Genomic DNA, 20,440 nt, shown 5'->3' with positions numbered 1-20,440 from the left:
ACGACAATCCTACGGGTCGATTACGACATGGAAGCGAACTCTTAAAAATTAAAAAGCTTGTGAAGAAGGTGCGCGAGGGTTATTTAATCCTCAACGCATCGGCAGCTCATTTTTCTTCCAACATTCTCCCAATCAACGGTCAATGAAGTTCCAGGGGTAAATTCAATAAATTTTGTGGTTGCGAATTGGGAACCGCCGGGAGAGGTGGTCCAATAAAACCCTGTATTATTCAAAAACTCATACCCCACTTGGGTGGACCAAAATCTACCAGCGGCCAATAAGTTAAATTCCACATCCCTATTTTGAAAACTGGCACCCACTTCCAACAAATTCATGGCTACGGTGTTGCCACCCAAATAATCAAAAAGTTCTTGCCACTCTTCTTCCGAAGGAAGATGCCACCCATCTGGGCACGCAGTTGCTGCATCATCACTTCGATACAGTCTGCCGTATAACAAACAATTGGACGCACTGTCATCGTAACATGCACTTTGTCCATTGTCCAAAGTATAATTTAGGTTTTCAGCAAACCATACTTGATTACCAATTTTTACGGTTTTGTAGGTGGTTCCATCCCTATCATCTGTAAAAGAAGAAACGGTAAAATCCGCAACTTCTTGGCTACCGCCATCATCGTCGTTGGAACAGGAAACACTTAAAAATACAAAGACTAGAACTATTGGGAATTTTAGAAGTTGAGGTTTCATCAATGCGATTTTATAGTTTGGGTTTCTATCGTTTTATATAACTTTTTAAACCCATTTTTATTATATATTATGCTGAAAAAGAGACGCTAAGGCCTTATGTCAATTATAGGGTTTCCAATTCTATATCGCAGAAACCAAACTGAATGGATTTTGAAGGATTTGATGGGTCATCGTAGGCCTTAAAGACTTTTTCTCCGACTGAAAAAGGAATAGGGCTCTTAAATATGGGACCGTCAAAGCAAAAAGTGTGATATTCGCCATTTTCACCACATGGGTCAACACTTGAAGGGAATTTGGTAATGAGTTCCCGTGATAGTTCCTGTCCTAAAAATGATGCATCCAATTTTGAATTGTTGACGCAAATGATCATGGCCCGAAACCCTAGTGCTAGAAACTCCTCTATCAACTCAGTGGTGTCCTTTTTCCACAATGGGAAAAGCGTGGTTAGTCCATAGGGATGGAGCATATTTTCCCGATATTGCTTAAGGTCTTCCAAAAAAATGTCCCCAAAACCTGTATGGGTGTACCCGTAATCCCGTAATTGGGTGACCGTGCTCCGCATTAAATCATTGTATTCCTCCATACTGGGTTTTTCAGGAACTTCAAGAACCTCCAAGGGAATGCCTACAGATGCTGCCTGGGACTCCAAGACTTTTCTGGGCAGACCGTGCATGGAAACGCGATTGTAATGTGCATTTACTGTGGTCAATAATCGGTCAATGTCATAGTTGCCTTGCTCCAGCAGATAGTGGAGTGCCATTGCGGAATCCTTGCCGGAACTCCAGTTAAAATAGGTTTTTGGTTTTTGTGACATAATAGGATTTTGGGCTATGATGCCACTACTTTTTGGGGGCTGAGGGGCTCCAGTGCCTTCAATGCCTTTTCAACACTCGTGATTCGGTCAAATACCAATAACAACCGCAGTCCATTTCGGGTCTGCTTTTCCTTGAGTTTGGCTTGTTGGGGATGATGTTGCACATATTGCAGCACTTGAGTAAATACAGTGCTTTGGTAGAAGTGAGATTGTTGGTCCGCAATAAAATACCCAATAAACTTGTCCTTTTTCAATACTACTTTCTCCAATCCAATATGAGTTGCAATCCACTTAATTCGGACAGAATTGAGTAAGTCCTTAGCCTCTTCGGGAAGTTCACCAAAACGGTCTACCAGTTCAGCTTCGTATTTTTGGAGTTCTTCCTCATCCTTCACTTGGTTGAGTTGGGTATAGAGGTTTAGTCGTTCGGTAATGTTGTTGATGTAGTCATCCGGGAAGAGCAGTTCAAAATCGGTATCCAATTGCAACTCTTTCACATAGGTTTTTTCCTTACCTGTTTCCACTTCATCATACAACTCCTTAAACTCATTTTCCTTGAGTTCCTCAATGGCTTCGGCTAATATTTTTTGATAGGTCTCAAACCCAATCTCATTTATAAACCCACTCTGTTCACCCCCCAGTAGATCTCCGGCTCCACGGATTTCCAAATCCTTCATGGCAATGTTGAATCCACTCCCTAAATCAGTGAATTGCTCCAACGCTTCGATACGTTTTCGGGCATCAGGCGTCATCACTTCGTAAGGAGGAGTGATGAAAAAGCAGAAGGCCTTTTTATTGCTTCGGCCTACGCGCCCCCGCATTTGGTGCAGGTCACTCAACCCAAAATTATTGGCGTTGTTGATGAAAATGGTGTTGGCGTTGGTCACATCCAAGCCACTTTCCACAATGGTGGTGGACACTAGCACATCAAACTCCCCGTTCATAAAGGCGAGCATAAGCTGTTCCAGTTTTTTTCCTTCCATTTGCCCATGGCCAATACCAATTTTTGCATCGGGCACTAAACGTTGAATCATTCCGGCAACTTCCTTTATGTTCTCAATGCGATTATGGATAAAGAACACCTGACCACCTCTTTGAATTTCATACGAAACTGCATCTCGGATAATATCCTCATTAAATCGAATCACCTGACTTTCGATAGGATATCGGTTGGGTGGAGGGGTGTTGATGACGGAAAGGTCACGTGCTGCCATTAAACTAAATTGAAGTGTTCTTGGAATAGGCGTAGCGGTCAATGTGAGCACATCCACATTTTCCTTGATGGAACGAAGTTTTTCTTTTACAGAAACCCCAAATTTTTGTTCTTCATCCACAATCAGCAACCCTAAATCCTTGAACTTTACATTCTTATTGACCAGTTGATGGGTGCCTATGATAATATCGATTTTCCCCTCGGACAGCCGCTCTAAAACATCTTTTTTCTCTTTTGCCGTTCTAAACCGGTTGAGGTAATCCACGGTAACGGGCATGTCTGAAAGCCGTTCTTTAAAAGTTCTGTTATGTTGAAAAGCAAGAATGGTAGTAGGGACCAAAATCGCTACCTGTTTGCCATTGTCAACCGCTTTAAAAGCCGCACGGATGGCCACTTCGGTCTTTCCGAAACCAACATCACCACAAATAAGGCGGTCCATGGGCCGTTCACTTTCCATGTCTTTTTTAACGTCTTGCGTCGACTTTTCTTGATCTAAAGTATCCTCATAAATAAATGACGCTTCTAGTTCATGTTGCAGATAGCTATCAGGAGCATATTGGAATCCTTTTTCCAAGCGTCTTTTGGCATATACTTGGATAAGGTCGAACGCAATTTTCTTTACCCGACTCTTGGTTTTTTGCTTTAAGTTTTTCCAAGCGGCAGAACCCAGTTTATAGATTTTAGGCGGGGCACCATCCTTACCATTGTATTTAGAAATTTTGTGGAGCGAGTGAATGCTAACGTACAAGATATCGCGATCGCCATAGATCAATTTTATGGCTTCCTGTTTTTTACCCTCCACATCAATTTTTTGAAGCCCACCAAACTTCCCAATGCCATGGTCAATGTGGGTAACGTAGTCTCCAATTTCAAGCTTGTTGAGTTCTTTCAAGGTAATGGCTTGCTTTTTGGCGTAGCCATTTTTTAGATGGAATTTATGGTACCGTTCAAAGATTTGATGGTCGGTATAACAAGCCAGCTTTAAATTTATATCGATGAAACCCTTATACAGTGGAAACACTACCGTTTGGTAGTGAACGGTTTGGTCTACTTCATCAAAAATGTCATGAAAACGTTTGGCCTGTTGCTCGGTGGAACAGAAAATATAATTGGTGAAACCTGCTTCGCGATTTTCATTAAGGTTTTCAATGAGCAGGTCGAATTTTTTGTTGAAAGAGGGTTGGGGCTTGGTATTGAATTGGATAGCAATCTTATCATGAGCTGTCTTCCCGAGCGCAGTCGAGGGAGTGGCTGGGGGAGAATTTTCTGTCTGCTTCTCGACTGCGCTCGAAGTGACAGAAGTTGCTCCAATCTCCACAAACAAAAAATCCTCCAACTGCTCTTTCAGCAAAGCAGAATCCACAAAAAGCTCGTTGGGCTTTGCATGTTTGATTTCGGTACTGAGTTTGGTAAAGCTCTCTTCGGCCTTCGCAAAAAACGAATCAATACGATCGTAAATCAAAGCGGGATTCTTGGCAAAAACTACAGTTTTGGGTGAAATGTATTTGAGAAAACTCTCTCTGGACTCCTGTAAAAACTTGTTCTCCACATTGGGAATGATGGTAATTTTCTTCACCTTATCCGTGGAGAGCTGGGTTTCCACATCAAAGGTTCGAATGCTGTCCACTTCATCCCCAAAAAATTCAATACGATACGGCTCGTCATGCGAAAAAGAGAATACGTCCACAATTCCACCACGAACCGAAAACTCTCCGGGTTCGGTCACAAAATCCACCCGCTTGAATTTATATTCAAAAAGAACTTCATTTAAAAAATCCAATGAAAGCGTATCCTCCAATTTTATTTTGAGGGTGTTTTTGTCGAGCTCCTTCCGAGTGACCACTTTTTCAAAAAGTGCATCGGGATAAGTGACAATAATTGCTGGTTTTTTTCGGGAGTTGATTCGATTCAAAACCTCGGCACGAAGCAGGACATTGGCATTATCGGTCTCTTCAATTTGATAGGGTCTTCGGTAACTTCCTGGATAAAAAAGCACATCATTTTCACCAATCAACTGCTCTAAATCGTTCAGGTAGTAGGCTGCGTCTTCTTTATCGTTGAGAATCAGCAAGAAAGGTTTGTCCGTAGAAGCAAAAACCTCTGAAATTATAAAGGAAAGGGACGAACCCACCAATCCTTTAAGATTGATTTTGGCATTGTTATTTTGAGGTTTGGCAATAGCATTCCGCAGTTTCCCGAGTTGGGGAGACTGAGCAAAGCGTTGGGAAATTGGGGTTTTGGTCAATCCAAAAACTTTGCGGCAAAGATAAACTGAAATGTTTTTTCGGAAAATGTTTTTTCGGATTTCTCGTCGCCATGCTCTGTCAAAATAACAAATATTGCGGCAATGTCATTTCGAACCAACCCAAGGAGTGTGAGAAATCTATGGATTGGTAGGATTTCTCAATCAATGCTCCGCATCTCATATCGAAATGACAAATTGTTGATGTTTTTGCAAGGTACCCTGAGCGTGGTCGAAGGGTTACTTTATGAACAATCAGGTCTATCGTTTATGATTGGACACGAATTGCACAAATTATCTCGAATTACTTTTGCCATTTCGAACGCCCGCCTACCGGACGGGCAGGAGTGTGAAAAATCTATGGGTTGGTGAGATTTCTCAATTGTCCCTGCGTTCCTCATATCGAAATGACATCGAAGTTTGTTGGTAAGCAATTGGTCGAAAGGGCAATCGAAACTTTTTGGATAGTGTTGATATGAGTGTTGTGGAATTTAATGAAAGCTCTATTTGCCATTTCGAGCGCAGTCGAGAAATCCTTCTTGGTTTTTGACACGAATGACACAAACTATTCCGAATGTGCCATGGTCATTCTAAGCAAAGCGAAGAATCTAAACCTTTACCACCATATCCTCCACAATGGCATACACTTCATCATCCTTTGATGGGGCCATGGTATAGGTTCCTGTAAATTCACCGAAGGCGGGTAAGACCATTTGGTTTTTACTTTTAAAGAAGCAGGGAAGTCGAAGTTTTTGTCTTCCAAATCCGTGGAGTTTCACCGCAGGATGAATATGTCCGCAAAAGGTGAACAGTCCTTCTCGCTCTTCTGGGTGATGTGTCAACAGGAAATCATCGATAATGAGTTCAGGGAAAATTTCAACCTTGAGCTGTTTGTATTTTTCTGGAGCGATGATATCATGGTTGCCCGAAACCAAAATAATCTCGGCCGGAGTTTTGGTCACCCAATTCTCAAACAGTTCCCATTCCTTGTTTAGAGAAGAGTGGAACAAATCACCCAAAAAACAGATTTGAAAGGGTTGAAAATCCGCCACAATCATATCAAGCAGCACATAGTTTTTGTGGATGGCCTTTCTTGGCACCGCGGCGCCAAACTTCCTAAAGTGGGAGACTTTGCCCAAATGCACATCGCTAATCAAAAGCATCGACTTTTCTACCCAGAACAAACCACCCAAAGGGTGGAGTTGAAAATTTTGATCTTTTATATGGATGCTATGACTCACTGACGATACGTTATTGCAAATGTAATGGTATTGTCATTTCGAAATGAGGAGAACAACGACGATTGAGAAATCACATATCAGTTGAGATTTCTCACACTTGCTTCGCTCGGTTCGAAATGACTTGCTCCTGCTCATCTGTTTAGCTTGGCGGTCATTCTTTTGATACGGTCCGCCAGTTTTTCGTTGGATAGTTTTTCTCGAAGCCTATCGGTAATGATTGGAAACGAGAAAGGAGTAGGCTGTTGGCATTGCTTCCAAACGATTTCCTGTTGGGCAATTCGTTCCAGTGCCAGTCGCAAACGACCTTCTTCCAATTGATGCTCAAAAGTTTCGGTATAGGCTTGCTGATAGAGGAGGTTGTCGTCCTCAAAATCCTTGAAAACATCAAACAAAAGTTCTGAACTGCTTTGCAGGTGTTTCATTTTTACTCCTTTTTCAGGATACCCAGTGAAAACCATTCCACTTATAACGGCAATATCCCGGAATTTTCGTCTGGCCATTTCGTTGGAATTCAAACTTTTTTGAAGATCGGAGAGCATGTACTCGGCTGTAAATAGATTGTTGTCCAAAATCGCCTGAATATCGATGGGTTTGTCTGATAGCAATTCAAAACCGTAGTCATTGAAGGCAAGGGAGCACGTAATCGGGGTCAACAAACTGATGCGATAGGCCAACAAACTACTCATTCCTTCATGAATGGCCCTACCTTCAAACGGATAAAAAATATGGTGATGACCGTCGTTGGTTTCGAAAGTCTCAATTAGGAATTGATTGGGAAGAGGAACGATGCTTTCTTCACGTTGTTTGGCAAACATGGGCGCTAAGGACTGGATTTCCTTGGATTGTTTTGAAGAAGGGAGTTCGGCTGTGTACAATTCCTCCCGGAGCAGTTCCGACATTTTCGCCGAAAAACTGAGTCGGCCGCCCATCCAACTAGGGACTTTATTCGTGCGTTTGGATGAATTCCGAACATGGGCAGACATGCCCTTTATCCGAATAAATTCCAAGTTCCTCCCTGCAAAGGTGAAGACATCCCCAGAACTCAATTTAGAAATAAAATACTCTTCAATGGAACCGATGTACCCTCCTTTTTGGTAACGCACATGAATGGTAGCATCACCTACAATGGTCCCAATTTGGAACCGGTGTCGCATGGCAACTGCACGGCTGTTCACCTTAAATCTTCCATCTTCTTCAACCTCAACTTTTTTGTATTCATCATACGTTTTTAAGCTTTGACTGCCCATCACCAAAAAATTGAGAAGCCATTGCCATTGCTCGTCACTTATTGCCTGATAACAAAACGTCTGTTTAATTTCAGGATAAATTTCTTCAGGAAAGTACCCATCGGAAACTGCCAAGGTGGTCAGATACTGGATGAGCACATCAAAACTGTTTAAGTATGGAATACGGTCTTCTACGGCACTGTTCAACACCGCCTTTTGCATGGCTGAAGCTTCAATGAGTTCCATGGCGTGGGTGGGCAAAAAGTATATAACGCTTTCTTTTCCGGGGCGATGGCCACTGCGACCGGCCCGCTGTAAAAATCGGGCTACGCCTTTGGGCCCTCCAATCTGGACCACGGTTTCCACTGGCGCAAAATCTACACCCAAATCCAAGCTGGAGGTACAGACTACGGCTTTGAGACTTTCATTTCTAATGGCCTGCTCCACCCAAAGTCGGGTTTCTTTGTTAATGCTACCATGATGCATGGCGATTTCCCCGGCAAACTCGGGATATTTTTCCAAGATTTTTTGGAACCAGATTTCACATTGGCTTCGGGTATTGGTAAAAAGTAAGGTGGTCTTACTGTTTTTGATAATGGGAATCACTTCATCCAATAAATGTAGTCCCAAATGACCCCGCCACGGGAAGGTTTCCATTTCTTTTGGGATGATACTTTTTACCGTGATTATTTTATTGAGGTTGGCCTTGACCAACACTGAGTTGTCCAGTTCTTTGGAGGATGGACCCAATAAAACTTCTCTAGCCTGATCCAAGTTGCCAATGGTGGCGGAGATGCCCCAAATCCGAAGATTTTTGCAAACCGATTTTAATCGGGATAGGCCTAGTTCCATCTGAACGCCACGTTTGGTGCCCAAAAGTTCATGCCATTCATCCACCACAATAGCGGAGCAGTTCTTAAAAAGCTTGGCATAGCCTTTTGAGGAAAGTAACAGTTGCAAACTCTCAGGTGTAGTGATCAAAAGGTCGGGCATTGTTGTTTTTTGTCTAGCCCGTTCTTTTGTTGAGGTGTCTCCAGTCCGAATGCCCACTGTCATTTGGGTCCCTAAATCATGGGTAATTCGCTCTGCGGATTGTCTAATTTCTTGGGATAGCGCCCGAAGCGGGGTAATCCAAATGGCCTTGAGTCCCTTCTTGTGTTTGGTTTTGTATTCGGGATTGTTTTTGATGTAATTCAACACAATAGGGAACCAAAGGGCGTATGTTTTTCCGCTGCCGGTGGGAGCGTTCAACAGCCCGTGTTTTCCACTCAAAAATGCTGTCCAACTTTTTTTTTGAAAAGGGAATGGGGTCCATCCTTGTTGTTGGAACCATTCTTCAGCGATTTGAAAAAGCTCTTTCCTGTCCATTGCGTTATACAATCAATTTTTTAAGCTCATCCAAGGAATTGGCCTCTTCAATTTTTTTATCCTTGCGCCAGCGTAAAATTCGGGGAAAGCGTGTGGCCACTCCACTTTTGTGGCGTTTAGACGGGGCAATGCCCTCAAAGGCAATTTCAAAGACGTGATGGGGCGTTACACTTCTTACCGGGCCAAAACGTTCCAAGGTATTTTTCTTGATCCACGCATCTACCTGTCTAAATTCGGCGTCGGTCAACCCGGAATACGCCTTGGCAAAGGTCACCAATTCTTTTTCTCCTTCCTCATTGGTGTCCCACAGGGCAAAGGTGTAATCTGTAAAAAGGTTGCTGCGGCGACCGTGCCCCCGCATGGCATAGGTAAGCACGGCATCAATGGTGAGGGGGTCAACTTTCCATTTCCACCAATCTCCCTTTTTTCGGCCTACTTGGTAAGTGGAATTGTTCTGTTTGAGCATTAAACCCTCACTGTGCTTTTCTCTGGACAGTTCTCGTTCTTGGGCAACTTCTTGCCATGAATTGAATTGCATTCGTTCAGATAAGAGTAGGGGTAGGTCACTTGGACTACCTGCCCGTCTGGCAGGCGGGCGCTCAGTGAGCGTTTTATAAAATTTTTCCAAAAGTTCTCTTCGTTTTAGGTAAGCCTTTTTTCTGATATCTTTTCCTTCCCATTCTAAAAGATCATAGACTTTTAATTTGACGGGGATTTTGTCCAAAAGCGATTTTGAAATGTTTTTTCGACCGATTCGGGTCTGAAGGTCATTGAATGTACCGATTTTTCCTTTGGGATAGGGGAGCAATTCACCGTCAAGGACGGTTCCATTGGGAATGGCACCCACTAAAGATTCAAATTCCGGATATTTGTCGGTAACCAATTCTTCGCCTCGACTCCAAATGAAGATTTCGTTGTTTCTGAGAATGACCTGCGCCCGAATGCCGTCCCATTTATGTTCAGCCGACCAATCTTTCACATCACCCAACTCATCGACTTCCCCTTCCAAGGCATAGGCCAAAAAGAAAGGATAGGGTTTGGAGAGGTAATCACTTTCTTTTTCCTCCAAAACCAAATCATGAAAGGTGATTGTATTGGGGTCCCAATTCCCCATTAATTTGTAGGCAAGGATGTCCTCCTCAATTTTTGTTGCTTTGGAAAGGGCACGCGTCATCAGCTTCTGGCTTACCCCAATCCTAAAACTGCCTGTGATCAATTTGGTAAACACAAATCGTTCATAATAGTCCAATACCGACCAATTTTTAAAGAGGTATTTCTTTTTTTCTGCTTCTGTTTTGGGCTTAAGGGCAATCATTTCCTGTAAAAAGTCCGTCAATGACTTTTTTGTTCCTTTTTCTGATGAAGGAACCACCAAAGCAATCGTTTCAGCCAAATCGCCCACAATATGGTAGCTTTCCTCGAACAACCAGGGCGGGATGTTGGACAATTCTGCGGCCCATGTTCGCAATAACGTGGTGTTCACAGGCCGTGGTGGCCTTCTGTGCGAAAGAATGGCAATGGTCCAGACTTTATCAGGGTCACTTGCCTTTTGGAAATAGTCCGAAAGTGCCTGCACCTTTATGTTGGTCTTGTTGGTGCTGTCCAAGGTTTTTATGAGCTGGGCAAATAGTTTCATTCCATCTCCGACTTTTCCTGTTCTTCCGTATTGTTTTCGGTCAATTCCCCTTCGTACTGGGTATTTTCGGTTCGTGCATCGTAACCCAACTCCCCTAGATATTTGGAAAAGACATCCGTGTAGCCATGGGTACAGATGACTTTTTCGGCTCCGGTGGCGCGAATGGTGTCCAAAAGTCCGTTCCAATCGCAATGATCGCTCAACACAAAGCCTTTATCAATGGCCCTTCTTCTAGGCGCACCGCGAAAGGCCATCCAACCACTGGCCGAAGCGGTGACATAAGGAACCATTTTTCTGATCCACGTACTGCCGTGCGCACTGGGTGGAGCAACCACAATATTTCCCAAAAGTTCCTGCTTCTTGGTTTCTTTTGTGATTAAATGGGTCGTGGGTAAATTGGCCAAAGGGCGAATGACATGGGTCATGTTCTCCACTGCTCCGTGGGTATATATTTTACCGATGGAGGTGTCCAAATGTTTTATCAGGCGTTGGGCTTTTCCGAGCGAATATCCAAATAATACGGAGGTCTTGCCTTCTGCTTTATTTTGGGTCCACCAATTGTTTATGTCCTGAAAAACTTCGGCCTGCGGTCGCCATTGAAAGGCTGGTAATCCAAAGGTACATTCGGTGATGAAGGTATGACATTTAACCAGTTCGTATGGCGTTGTAAGACCATCGTCCTCAATTTTATAATCCCCTGTAAACACCCAAACCTCCCCTTTGTGTTCCACCCGTATTTGAGAAGAACCGATGATGTGTCCGGCCGGGTGCAGACTGAATTTCACGCCATTTACGCTAAAGGTCTCTCCCCATTCTTTGCCCACTACATTGATTTCTCCCAAGCGATGTTTTATAATGGGAACATTTCTCCAATGTGTAATGTATTGCTTGTGTCCCCAGCGACTATGATCGGCATGTCCGTGCGAGATAATGGCCTTTTCAACAGGCTTCCAGGGATCTAAATAGACGTTTGCTCTATCACAATAAATTCCTTTGGAAGTAAATTGAAGCAGCGGTTTTTTCATAGCATTGGAAAATTACGAATTTCTTTTGGTGTTATTTTACCTGCTTTTTTACGATAAGATTTATATTTGTGCCACAAAATTTGATATATGCCGATTCTAGACCTATACGAGCACGGAGACCACCGAAAAAACTTGGCCCACTTTGCCACTTTGGCCAGTTTGGCTGCTATTGATGGAGAAATAAATCCGAAAGAGAAAGCTATTTTGGACAAGTTTGCCTTTAAACTGAATATTTCAGAGGCAGAGTATAAAGAGGTCATGAAAAAGGAGAATAAATATCCTATAGAAACTCCTCACAGTGGCGAACAACGTTACAAAAGACTTTTCGAGTTTTTCCAAATCATTTTTTCAGACCACGAAATTGATGATGAAGAACGTTTTATGGTGGAGAAATATGCAATTGGTCTGGGGTTTCCCACCAAAACAGCTTCACAAATCATTGATAAGTCCATTGCCATATTTACCGGGAAAATCGATTTTGAGGATTACCACGAAATTGTAACCAGGAAGTAAGATCAAGAACTGGCATTGGCCATAAACTCTTCCGCTTTTTCCACCATTTTTTTGCTTCCGCAGAAAAAGGGAACCCTTTCATGAAGCTCGGTGGGCTGTATGTCCATAATACGTTGAAAACCATCACTGGCTTTTCCGTTGGCCTGTTCTGCCAAGAAAGCCATGGGATTGCATTCATACAACAAGCGGAGTTTACCATTTTGTGCAACGCTGCTCTTTGGGTACATGTAAATACCTCCTTTGATCATATTTCTATGAAAATCGGAAACCAAGGAACCAATATATCTTGAGGTATACGGTCTATCCCCTTCCTCTTTTTGGCAATATTTGATGTAGTCTTTGACTCCTTGCGGAAAATGGATGTAATTGCCCTCATTTACCGAGTAAATTTTGCCCGTTTCGGGAAACTGCATATTTGGGTGGGAAAGATAAAATGTTCCAAGAGCAGGGTTTAGGGTAAAACCATTTACGCCATGTCCGGTTGTGTAGACATACATGGTTGAAGTTCCGTAAATAATATATCCTGCTGCGATTTGATTTTTACCAGGTTGTAGAAAATCTTCTAAGGTAACCGGGGTGCCCACTGGCGTTACTCTTCTATATATGGAGAAAATGGTGCCTACGGAAACGTTTACATCAATATTGGAGGAGCCATCCAAGGGATCAATAAGTACTACGTACTTGTTTTTATGTTGTTTGTCAAAACTATTTATACTGATAAAATCGTCCTCCTCTTCTGAGGCAATCCCACAAACAATTTCACGGTTCTTTAGGGTCTGAATAAACTTCTCATTAGCCAATACATCCAATTTTTGTTGGTCCTCGCCTTGAATATTGGTATCTCCTGCGGCTCCGATAATGTCAACAAGGCCAGCTTTGTTTACTTCATGGTTCACAACTTTGGCGGCCAAACGAATGCCGTTGAGCAGTCTAGAAAGTTCCCCGGAAGTGTATTGAAATGATTCTTGGTTGGCGATAATGAACTCGCCCATGGTGAGTCGCTGTTTGTCAGACATGAAATACTGTTTTATTTACGGACAAATATCGGGCATTTTGTGAATCTAAAACGTTTTCGTAAGGCTAAAGTTTTAGAAATTTATAACTTTGAGTTTTATTTGTAACAATCATGGAATATATAATCAGAAATGCCGAGAAGGAAGATATGGCCCAAGTCTTGGCTTTGGTGCAAGAACTGGCCGATTTTGAGAAAGAATCCGATGCTGTTATAATTTCCAAGGAAGATTTGGAAAATGATGGTTTTGGAGAGCATAAGCTGTTCCATTGTTTTGTTGCTGAAGTGGAGAAGGAAATCGTAGGGATTGCCTTGGTGTATCCCAGATACTCCACTTGGAAAGGGCCTGCAATTCATTTAGAAGATCTTATCGTTTCTGAACGTATGCGTGGAAGCGGTTTGGGAACCGCACTGCTTGATGAGGTTATAAAATATGGCCACGATCTTGGCGTCAGGAGAATACAATGGGAAGTTTTGGACTGGAATGAGCCAGCCATTGAGTTCTATGAAAAAAAAGGAGCCAAAGTGTTAAGGGATTGGGATGTGGTTCAAATGGACGAGCTGGGCATAAAAAATTACATAAATAGTTTAAACTAATTTTTAGAAGAAGATATACTGAATGAGAGTTTTTAAGTTTGGTGGTGCATCAGTAAAGGATGCCGATGCGGTTAGAAATGTTGTACGAGTTTTACAAGAAGTGGGCTATGAGGATACTTTGGTGGTCATATCGGCCATGGGCAAGACCACTAATGCCATGGAGAAAGTGGTGGAGTCGTATTTTAAGGATAAAAGTTCCATCACAGGGGCACTGCAGGAGGTCATTGATTACCATGCGGGAATTCTTTCCAACTTGTTTGAAAATCCCAAGCACCCCATCTATGACAGGGTTAAACTGCTCTTTGAAGAAGTCAAAGGATTTTTAACGTGGAACAAATCGCCTAAATACGCTTTCGTTTATGACCAAGTGGTGGGCTATGGGGAATTGTTATCCACAACCATTATCAGTTCCTACTTGAACGAGATTGGATTGTCCAACACCTGGTTGGATGTCCGTACTTTGATTAAAACCGATACCAATTACCGCGATGCCCAAATCAATTGGGAACGTACCCAAGCTGAAGTAACTGCCCATGTAGATATGTCCAAATTGAACATCACCCAAGGATTTCTGGGAAGTGATGACAACAATTTCACCACTACGTTAGGTAGGGAAGGCTCTGATTATTCCGCGGCAATTCTGGCGTATTGCCTCAATGCGGAATCTGTAACCATTTGGAAGGATGTCCCAGGTGTTTTAAATGCAGACCCCAGAAACTTTAAGGAAACCCTATTGTTGGAACAGATTTCATATCGTGAGGCAATAGAATTGGCGTTTTACGGAGCGTCGGTGATTCACCCTAAAACCCTTCAACCCTTACAGCGAAAGGAAATTCCCTTGCATGTAAAATCGTTTCTAAATCCCAAGGATATGGGCACAACAGTGGGCAAAGGAGTAGGGATTGTTCCGAAGACCCCTTGCTTTATTGTAAAGAAGAATCAGGTTTTACTGAAACTTTCTTCATTGGATTTTTCTTTCATTGTTGAGGACAACATCAGTGAAATTTTTAAACTATTCCATGACCATCGCCTAAAAGTGGATTTGATCCAGAACTCTGCCATTAGCTTTTCGGTGTGTTTGGACAATAAGTTCAATGGACTTCAACCTATGTTAGATGTACTGAAACGAAAATTCAAGGTAGTATGTCATGAAGATGTGTCGCTCTACACTATTCGCCATTTCGATGATACTGCTGTTAAATCCCTTCAAAATGGGAAGTCCGTGCTTGTGGAACAACGTGGCAAGGAAACCGTACAGCTTGTTGTAAAGTAGGGTTTGGTGCCCTTCTTATTAACGAAGGTGCCAATTACCGTATTTTTCTATCTTTACGCATACCTAATAATAAAGATAGTTCATGGGGTTGGTTTCTGCGAAAGAAGTGGCTAAGGTGATTCACCTTGATAAATATGGATTCTTGGGCACTTTTGTGGGGTGGCTTTTGATGGTTGCCACAAAGATTACGACCATAAATCGATTCTACAACAAGAACAAAGAGCTTCCTGGTCCGGAATTTCTGGATTCTATTTTAGACCATTACGAAATAGACTTCGAGATTCCAGAGGAGGATTTAAAGCGATTGCCCAAAGCAGGGCCCTATATTACCATCAGCAATCATCCGCTGGGAGGAATTGATGGGGTTTTGTTATTAAAACTTTTGCTGAAGGAACGTCCCGATTTTAAAATCATCGCCAATTTTTTATTGCACCGTATAGAGCCGTTGCGGCCCTACATTATGCCGGTTAACCCTTTTGAAGAACATAAGGATGCCAAGAGCAGCATTATGGGTTTTAAAAGTGCTCTGGCCCATTTAAAAGCAGGTCACCCACTGGGAATTTTCCCTGCTGGTGAAGTGTCAACCTACCGTGATGGAAAATTGGTGGTTGACCGGCCGTGGGAGGAAGCGGCGATTAAACTGATTCGTAAGGCAGAGGTTCCTGTAGTACCTATATATTTTCATGCCCGTAACAGTCGACTTTTTTATCGACTGTCTAAAATGAATGATGTTTTTAGAACGGCCAAATTGCCATCTGAGCTTACCTCGCAGAGTAGACGGCCCATTAAAGTGCGTATTGGACAACCCATTTCCGTGGCTACTCAAAATGAGGAGGAGACTTTGGAGTCGTATACCGAATTACTTCGGAAGAAAACCTACCTCTTGGCCAATGTTTTTGAAAAGGAACGGTTGATTGATAAGGTGCCCACCAGTTTAAAGATTCCAAAACCTCCCAAGAAAATTGCTATGCCCGTAAGTGCAAAAGTGTTGGAGGGTGAAATTGAACGATTGCGTGAAAAGGATTGCAGGGTATTGCAAAGCAAAAACTACGAGGTTTACCTAGCGCAACAACGAGATATGCCCTTCTGTTTGAACGAGATTGGCAGACAGCGTGAAATTACTTTCCGTGAAGTAGGGGAAGGAACCAACAATGCCATTGATTTGGATAAGTTTGATTCCTATTACCACCACCTGTTTTTATGGGATAATGAAGAAAAGACCATTGTTGGTGCCTACCGAATGGGGTTGGGTTCGGAGATTTTCAAAAAATACGGTATTGATGGGTTTTATCTTCAGGATTTGTTCCGTTTTGAACCCGAACTGTATGGCATGATGGAGAAATCCATAGAAATGGGACGGGCCTATATTGTGAAGGAATACCAACAAAAGCCCATGCCCTTATTTTTATTGTGGAAAGGGATTGTGCATACCACGTTGCGACATCCGGAGCATAAATATTTGATCGGGGGTGTGAGTATCAGCAACCAGTTTTCCAACTTTTCCAAATCCTTGATGATCGAGTTTATGAAATCCAACTATTGGGACCCGTATGTGGCCCAATACATTCGACCCAAAAAGGAATTCAAGGTACAGCTCAAGGACGCAGACAAAGAATTTGTCTTTGATGAAACCCAGGCCGACCTTAATAAGTTTGATAAATTGATCAGTGAAGTAGAGCCAGGAAGCCTACGATTACCAGTTTTGATCAAAAAATACATCAAACAGAATGCAAAAGTAGTGGCGTTCAATGTAGACCCGCTGTTCAATAACTCCGTAGACGGATTAATGTACATAAAGATAGCGGACCTACCTGAGGACACCGTTAAACCGGTTATGGAGGAATTTCAGGCGGAGTTGGAACGAAAAGTTGCTGAAGGTTTGGTCAATAATGAGGACTAAGCCAGATTAATCCATAAGTTCTTCCTTTACAAAATCGTGACAAAACTCCTTTATTTCATCCCGGGTACTTACAAAAGCCTCATGAATTTCTTGGTCTGAACCATCTACTTTGGATGGATCTACAAAGTTTTGATGAAGGCGTCGCGCATTTTTTGAGGGGATAAAGGGACAGTGTTCCTTGGCATGGTCACATACTGTGATGATATAGTCCCACTCGATGCCAGCATACTCATCTACATGGTTGGAGGTATGGTGGGAAATATCAACTTTATCCTCTTTCATAATGGAAACCGCCATGGGGTTAAGGCCATGGGTTTCTATACCGGCACTGTAAATATTGGCCAGTTTGTCTTGAAAGTGGTTTAAATACCCGTGGGCCATTTGACTGCGGCACGAGTTTCCTGTGCAGAGCACCAATACATTTTTCATTTTGTGTTTTTTGATTTGATATTTAGTCTATTCCAACTTTGTGGCTTCGTTTTTCAAACAATAAATTGTCCTTCCAAACTCCATGAATCTTACCCACGCGTTCACGTTTGCCAATATAGCGAAAACCAACATTCTCATGGAGTTTAATACTTGCTTTATTTTCAGGAAAAACACCGGACTGAAGGGTCCAAAAGCCCGCTTTCTCACTTTCTTCAATAAGCTTCTCTAAAAGTAATTTTCCAACCCCTTTTCCACGACTTTCCGCAGCGATGTATACGCTAACTTCGCCAACACCGCCATAAACACATCTGCTGGAAACGGGCGATAGGGCGGCCCAGCCCAAAATAACACCATCTTCCTCTGCCACCAAGCGACAAGAAGAAACATGGGCAGCGTCCCAACTTTCGTAGGTAGGGGCATTGGTTTCAAAAGTGGCAAAGCCAGTGGCTATACCTTCGGTATAGATTTGGCATACGTGCTCCCAATCTGAGGCTTGCATATTGCGAATCATCATAAATGTAGTTAACAACATCCAGAACCTGGGGCGCAACCAGCGGAGGCTTCTTCCTTAACTTCAACAGTAGGTTCAATCCCGCAAGTTTCCTTCGCTTTGCAATCTGTTTTTTGAACAGATAGCTTTATGGTCAAGGATTGGTTATCCAAGGTGTAATCGTTTACAAAAAGTTGCGCTGTGTGAAAGTCATCATTACTGTACTCGAACTTAATTTCAGCATCTTGTTCCATGGGCTTTATTCGGTCCACCTTATTGAGAATGGCCAAAGCCTTGTAAATGGACATAAAATCTCGTTTGCCCTTTTCTTTTGGACTTTCCCAAAGTTGAATAACGGTCTCCTTCCAGAAATCGGTTCCAGCTCCACAGTCCACGGAGTCAATCGTGATATTTTTTACTTCGGTGATATGATAATTGGCCCCAACCAGCTTGTCTGGAGCATATTCAAAAAGCAAACTTTTGTTCTGATGTTGTTTTAATACGGATAGAAATTCAGATGTTTTCATGGCTAACAGCAATTACGGTTAATATTGGAAAAGAACTGATGAAACGAATGTTGAAGTTCCTCCCATCGTTCTTGATTGATGCAATAACAGAGGTTTTTTCCCTCAAAAGTTCCTTTTAGGAGTCCAATTTTTTTGATTTCGTTCAAATGTTGTGAGATGGTGGGTTGGGCCAGGCCGATGACATCCACCAGATCATTACAGATACAGGCATCCTGTTTGCTGATGTATTCCAAAATGGCAACACGTGCAGGATGGGCCAACACTTTGGCAACATGTGCCAGTTCATTGTGTGTTGGGGAAAAGATATGTGTTTTTGAAGCTCCCATAGGTTCTACTCTTTGCCAAATATAAAAATAATATTGCAATATTACGATAATGATAGGAAATAAAAAAGCCAGAGGAGTTTTCTCTGGCCTGTTTTTTTTAGAACCAAGGCTTTTTGCCCACTTGGTACGTATTGTAAAATTCCTCATCCGACTTAGTCAAATAGATAATACCTTCAATAAGTCCAATGATACCGGGAATCCAAGCTAAAAAGGCACCGATTACAAAACATACCAAAATATAAGCTACTATGGAAAAGCCCAAAAGGATGAAGCCTTCTTTGTTGTACCCTAAAATAAATTTATGCACTCCTAGGGAACCCAATAGAATCGCTAAGATTCCAGCTAAAATTTTCTTGTTGTCACCTCCTGCGTTCTTAAGCCCCTCTGTAAATTCATCAGCGGTTTTTTTGGCTTCTTCTTTAAAGTCTTTTTTTTCTTCAGACATGGTCTTTAATGTGTTGGTTAAACGATTTCTAAATGTAGTAAATAATTTAATAGCTATAGAAATGCTTTATCAACAGGTTCCCAAAGCTCCAATTTGTTTCCCTCAGGGTCTATGATCCACCCAAATTTTCCATAATCGTATTCCTCAATATCACCAACAATGGTAACGCCTTCGTTTTTCAATTGCTCAAGGAGTTCCACTAGGTTTTCTACCCTAAAGTTCATCATAAATTGTTTGTCACTGGGCTGAAAATACGTAGTGTCATCTTTAAAAGGGCTCCATTGTGTCATACAATCATTCCCATCCTTATCCTTCCACCAAAAGGAGCAGCCATATTGGTCGGTGTTGAGGCCTAAATGGGTTTTGTACCATTCTTTAATTTTATCTGGGTCCGTGGTCTTAAAGAAAAATCCGCCAATTCCGGTTACTCTGTTTTTCATGTTTTTTTAATGTTTTGTTCATACAAGGCTATCCAATCCTTCGGGGTCATTTTTTGGCACAGCTCCGCTATCAACGCATAGGGAATGGTATTCATGTTCTTAAACCGGATACAGCTTTTACCCATGTCCAATTTGGTCTTTACGTATTTCGGGTATTCCCTTACAAACCAGTCGTGTAACTCTTTGTCCGCATAGATTCCCGAATGGTAGAGCGCCACAAAATTCTTTTGCGAAGCAATATTGATAAAAGGTAACGGCAACTTTGGGTCAACATGATAGCCATTTGGGTATAACGAGTGCGGCACCACATAACCGATCATTTTATAGCTGATACATTCTTCAAAACCGTCGGGAAGATTACTTTTCACCGTTTCCCGAAGTTGGGAAACTGCCTCTATACGATTTTCTGGCAATTTATTGATGTATTCGTCCGGGGTTTGGGCGTCTATGGTCATAAGAAATTTATTTTCGTTGGAGGATCAATGCAGAAAGCAGCGAAATGATAAATCCAATCACAAAAACTGTCAACGCCATTAATGCAAAGGAGAACAACGGGTTTGAAAAAAGTGCTTTTTGCGATTCCATCTCAGCTAATTTTGCTTCAAACTCATCTGCTGGAAGCGATGTTCTTAGAGTTTCAACACTATGGTTGTAGTACTCGGTCATAAAATCTGGGTTGAGTACTTCAGTATAAAAAACATCAAGAATCCCAAACGCCAGGGCCGTAATTAGACTGATTAGAATACCCATTACGAGTGCTTTTTTGAAACTTACCTTGCCATCATTTTCCTTATCTCGATAGTGTTTGATGCCAAAAAAGACAAAACTAAGTGATAGTACCATGGATATATACCCTAAAACCTCTTGGGAGAAGTAGGGGAGGTCGTTAAATACGAACCAACTTAAAAGGAACAATATGCAAATGGTGATGGCTCCATATAGGCCAAACTTGGTAACGGTTTTTTTCATGGTCAATTCATTAAAAGTTGATTCAAATGTAGTATTTGGACCAAAAG

Annotated in this window: 20 protein-coding genes; 4 read left to right on the top strand and 16 right to left on the bottom strand. The window is 42.2% G+C overall.

Annotated elements, in window-relative coordinates:
- Positions 1 to 83: 83 nt before the first annotated feature.
- The 7 genes from ACFOWS_RS14585 to ACFOWS_RS14555 all read right to left on the bottom strand — a co-directional run bounded on the left by ACFOWS_RS14585 (position 84) and on the right by ACFOWS_RS14555 (position 11,472).
- A complete protein-coding gene (locus ACFOWS_RS14585; protein WP_379765991.1) occupies positions 84 to 707 on the bottom strand; it encodes an FISUMP domain-containing protein in 624 nt (207 codons plus the stop codon).
- Positions 708 to 810: 103 nt separating this feature from the next.
- Positions 811 to 1,521, bottom strand: a complete 711-nt coding sequence (locus ACFOWS_RS14580) for a Dph6-related ATP pyrophosphatase (protein WP_379765989.1) — start codon at positions 1,519 to 1,521, stop codon at positions 811 to 813.
- Between the two features lie 14 nt (positions 1,522 to 1,535).
- Entirely contained in the window at positions 1,536 to 4,979 is a 3,444-nt protein-coding gene (gene mfd / locus ACFOWS_RS14575) for a transcription-repair coupling factor (protein ID WP_379765986.1), read from the bottom strand.
- 605 nt (positions 4,980 to 5,584) lie between these two features.
- On the bottom strand, positions 5,585 to 6,217 hold the full coding sequence (gene pdeM / locus ACFOWS_RS14570) for a ligase-associated DNA damage response endonuclease PdeM (RefSeq protein ID WP_379765983.1): 633 nt from the start codon (positions 6,215 to 6,217) through the stop codon (positions 5,585 to 5,587).
- 131 nt (positions 6,218 to 6,348) lie between these two features.
- Entirely contained in the window at positions 6,349 to 8,811 is a 2,463-nt protein-coding gene (locus ACFOWS_RS14565; RefSeq protein ID WP_379765980.1) for a ligase-associated DNA damage response DEXH box helicase, read from the bottom strand.
- 4 nt (positions 8,812 to 8,815) lie between these two features.
- Positions 8,816 to 10,447: an ATP-dependent DNA ligase gene (locus ACFOWS_RS14560; RefSeq protein ID WP_379765977.1), complete on the bottom strand. Its 1,632-nt coding sequence runs from the start codon at positions 10,445 to 10,447 to the stop codon at positions 8,816 to 8,818.
- Entirely contained in the window at positions 10,444 to 11,472 is a 1,029-nt protein-coding gene (locus ACFOWS_RS14555; protein ID WP_379765974.1) for a ligase-associated DNA damage response exonuclease, read from the bottom strand. The genes ACFOWS_RS14560 and ACFOWS_RS14555 overlap by 4 nt, the downstream gene beginning before the upstream one ends.
- 87 nt (positions 11,473 to 11,559) lie before the next feature.
- Here ACFOWS_RS14555 and ACFOWS_RS14550 point away from each other — a divergent pair, with 87 nt between their 5' ends.
- Positions 11,560 to 11,985 (top strand): tellurite resistance TerB family protein, encoded by a 426-nt coding sequence (locus ACFOWS_RS14550; protein ID WP_366586688.1) that lies wholly within the window; start codon positions 11,560 to 11,562, stop codon positions 11,983 to 11,985.
- 2 nt (positions 11,986 to 11,987) lie between these two features.
- Here the strand turns inward: ACFOWS_RS14550 and fbp are convergent, their stop codons facing one another.
- The gene (fbp, locus tag ACFOWS_RS14545) at positions 11,988 to 13,001 is read right to left on the bottom strand and encodes a class 1 fructose-bisphosphatase (RefSeq protein WP_366586691.1); all 1,014 of its coding nucleotides are present in this window, start codon (positions 12,999 to 13,001) and stop codon (positions 11,988 to 11,990) included.
- 110 nt (positions 13,002 to 13,111) lie between these two features.
- On the opposite strand from fbp, the gene ACFOWS_RS14540 reads away from it, so the two are divergent.
- The 3 genes from ACFOWS_RS14540 (at position 13,112) to ACFOWS_RS14530 (ending at position 16,767) form a co-directional block, all read left to right on the top strand.
- On the top strand, positions 13,112 to 13,594 hold the full coding sequence (locus tag ACFOWS_RS14540) for a GNAT family N-acetyltransferase (protein ID WP_379765970.1): 483 nt from the start codon (positions 13,112 to 13,114) through the stop codon (positions 13,592 to 13,594).
- Positions 13,595 to 13,616: 22 nt separating this feature from the next.
- Positions 13,617 to 14,867, top strand: a complete 1,251-nt coding sequence (locus ACFOWS_RS14535) for an aspartate kinase (protein WP_379765967.1) — start codon at positions 13,617 to 13,619, stop codon at positions 14,865 to 14,867.
- 82 nt (positions 14,868 to 14,949) lie between these two features.
- Positions 14,950 to 16,767 carry a GNAT family N-acyltransferase gene (locus ACFOWS_RS14530; RefSeq protein WP_379765964.1) on the top strand — a complete coding sequence of 606 codons (1,818 nt, stop codon included), beginning with the start codon at positions 14,950 to 14,952 and terminating at the stop codon, positions 16,765 to 16,767.
- 6 nt (positions 16,768 to 16,773) lie between these two features.
- Here the strand turns inward: ACFOWS_RS14530 and ACFOWS_RS14525 are convergent, their stop codons facing one another.
- The 8 genes from ACFOWS_RS14525 to ACFOWS_RS14490 all read right to left on the bottom strand — a co-directional run bounded on the left by ACFOWS_RS14525 (position 16,774) and on the right by ACFOWS_RS14490 (position 20,393).
- Complete coding sequence (locus ACFOWS_RS14525; protein WP_379765961.1) at positions 16,774 to 17,196, bottom strand: arsenate reductase ArsC; 423 nt, start codon at positions 17,194 to 17,196, stop codon at positions 16,774 to 16,776.
- Positions 17,197 to 17,218: 22 nt separating this feature from the next.
- Positions 17,219 to 17,710 carry a GNAT family N-acetyltransferase gene (locus ACFOWS_RS14520; protein ID WP_379765958.1) on the bottom strand — a complete coding sequence of 164 codons (492 nt, stop codon included), beginning with the start codon at positions 17,708 to 17,710 and terminating at the stop codon, positions 17,219 to 17,221.
- 8 nt (positions 17,711 to 17,718) lie between these two features.
- The gene (locus ACFOWS_RS14515; protein WP_379765955.1) at positions 17,719 to 18,213 is read right to left on the bottom strand and encodes a DUF6428 family protein; all 495 of its coding nucleotides are present in this window, start codon (positions 18,211 to 18,213) and stop codon (positions 17,719 to 17,721) included.
- A gap of 2 nt (positions 18,214 to 18,215) precedes the next feature.
- Positions 18,216 to 18,539 (bottom strand): ArsR/SmtB family transcription factor, encoded by a 324-nt coding sequence (locus tag ACFOWS_RS14510; RefSeq protein ID WP_366586712.1) that lies wholly within the window; start codon positions 18,537 to 18,539, stop codon positions 18,216 to 18,218.
- 97 nt (positions 18,540 to 18,636) lie between these two features.
- On the bottom strand, positions 18,637 to 18,984 hold the full coding sequence (locus ACFOWS_RS14505; RefSeq protein WP_366586714.1) for a TM2 domain-containing protein: 348 nt from the start codon (positions 18,982 to 18,984) through the stop codon (positions 18,637 to 18,639).
- 53 nt (positions 18,985 to 19,037) lie between these two features.
- A complete protein-coding gene (locus tag ACFOWS_RS14500; RefSeq protein WP_379765950.1) occupies positions 19,038 to 19,424 on the bottom strand; it encodes a VOC family protein in 387 nt (128 codons plus the stop codon).
- A complete protein-coding gene (locus tag ACFOWS_RS14495; protein ID WP_379765947.1) occupies positions 19,421 to 19,879 on the bottom strand; it encodes a DUF1801 domain-containing protein in 459 nt (152 codons plus the stop codon). Before ACFOWS_RS14495 ends, ACFOWS_RS14500 begins: the two co-directional genes overlap by 4 nt.
- Positions 19,880 to 19,886: 7 nt before the next feature.
- Positions 19,887 to 20,393, bottom strand: a complete 507-nt coding sequence (locus tag ACFOWS_RS14490) for a DUF4199 domain-containing protein (RefSeq protein WP_379765944.1) — start codon at positions 20,391 to 20,393, stop codon at positions 19,887 to 19,889.
- Positions 20,394 to 20,440: the final 47 nt, after the last annotated feature.

This window comes from Flagellimonas marina, from assembly GCF_042651185.1.
Classification (GTDB): Bacteria; Bacteroidota; Bacteroidia; order Flavobacteriales; family Flavobacteriaceae; genus Flagellimonas; species Flagellimonas marina.
The sequence above is the reverse complement of the archived record's forward strand: the minus strand, read 5'-3'. Positions and strand labels throughout refer to the sequence as shown.

Coding starts and splice junctions, on each gene's coding strand:
- ACFOWS_RS14585 (WP_379765991.1), bottom strand. CDS start 707: ATGAAACCTCAACTTCTAAAATTCCCAATAGTTCTAGTCTTTGTATTT.
- ACFOWS_RS14580 (WP_379765989.1), bottom strand. CDS start 1,521: ATGTCACAAAAACCAAAAACCTATTTTAACTGGAGTTCCGGCAAGGAT.
- ACFOWS_RS14565 (WP_379765980.1), bottom strand. CDS start 8,811: ATGGACAGGAAAGAGCTTTTTCAAATCGCTGAAGAATGGTTCCAACAA.
- ACFOWS_RS14560 (WP_379765977.1), bottom strand. CDS start 10,447: ATGAAACTATTTGCCCAGCTCATAAAAACCTTGGACAGCACCAACAAG.
- ACFOWS_RS14555 (WP_379765974.1), bottom strand. CDS start 11,472: ATGAAAAAACCGCTGCTTCAATTTACTTCCAAAGGAATTTATTGTGAT.
- ACFOWS_RS14550 (WP_366586688.1), top strand. CDS start 11,560: ATGCCGATTCTAGACCTATACGAGCACGGAGACCACCGAAAAAACTTG.
- fbp (WP_366586691.1), bottom strand. CDS start 13,001: ATGTCTGACAAACAGCGACTCACCATGGGCGAGTTCATTATCGCCAAC.
- ACFOWS_RS14540 (WP_379765970.1), top strand. CDS start 13,112: ATGGAATATATAATCAGAAATGCCGAGAAGGAAGATATGGCCCAAGTC.
- ACFOWS_RS14535 (WP_379765967.1), top strand. CDS start 13,617: ATGAGAGTTTTTAAGTTTGGTGGTGCATCAGTAAAGGATGCCGATGCG.
- ACFOWS_RS14530 (WP_379765964.1), top strand. CDS start 14,950: ATGGGGTTGGTTTCTGCGAAAGAAGTGGCTAAGGTGATTCACCTTGAT.
- ACFOWS_RS14525 (WP_379765961.1), bottom strand. CDS start 17,196: ATGAAAAATGTATTGGTGCTCTGCACAGGAAACTCGTGCCGCAGTCAA.
- ACFOWS_RS14520 (WP_379765958.1), bottom strand. CDS start 17,710: ATGATGATTCGCAATATGCAAGCCTCAGATTGGGAGCACGTATGCCAA.
- ACFOWS_RS14515 (WP_379765955.1), bottom strand. CDS start 18,213: ATGAAAACATCTGAATTTCTATCCGTATTAAAACAACATCAGAACAAA.
- ACFOWS_RS14510 (WP_366586712.1), bottom strand. CDS start 18,539: ATGGGAGCTTCAAAAACACATATCTTTTCCCCAACACACAATGAACTG.
- ACFOWS_RS14505 (WP_366586714.1), bottom strand. CDS start 18,984: ATGTCTGAAGAAAAAAAAGACTTTAAAGAAGAAGCCAAAAAAACCGCT.
- ACFOWS_RS14500 (WP_379765950.1), bottom strand. CDS start 19,424: ATGAAAAACAGAGTAACCGGAATTGGCGGATTTTTCTTTAAGACCACG.
- ACFOWS_RS14495 (WP_379765947.1), bottom strand. CDS start 19,879: ATGACCATAGACGCCCAAACCCCGGACGAATACATCAATAAATTGCCA.
- ACFOWS_RS14490 (WP_379765944.1), bottom strand. CDS start 20,393: ATGAAAAAAACCGTTACCAAGTTTGGCCTATATGGAGCCATCACCATT.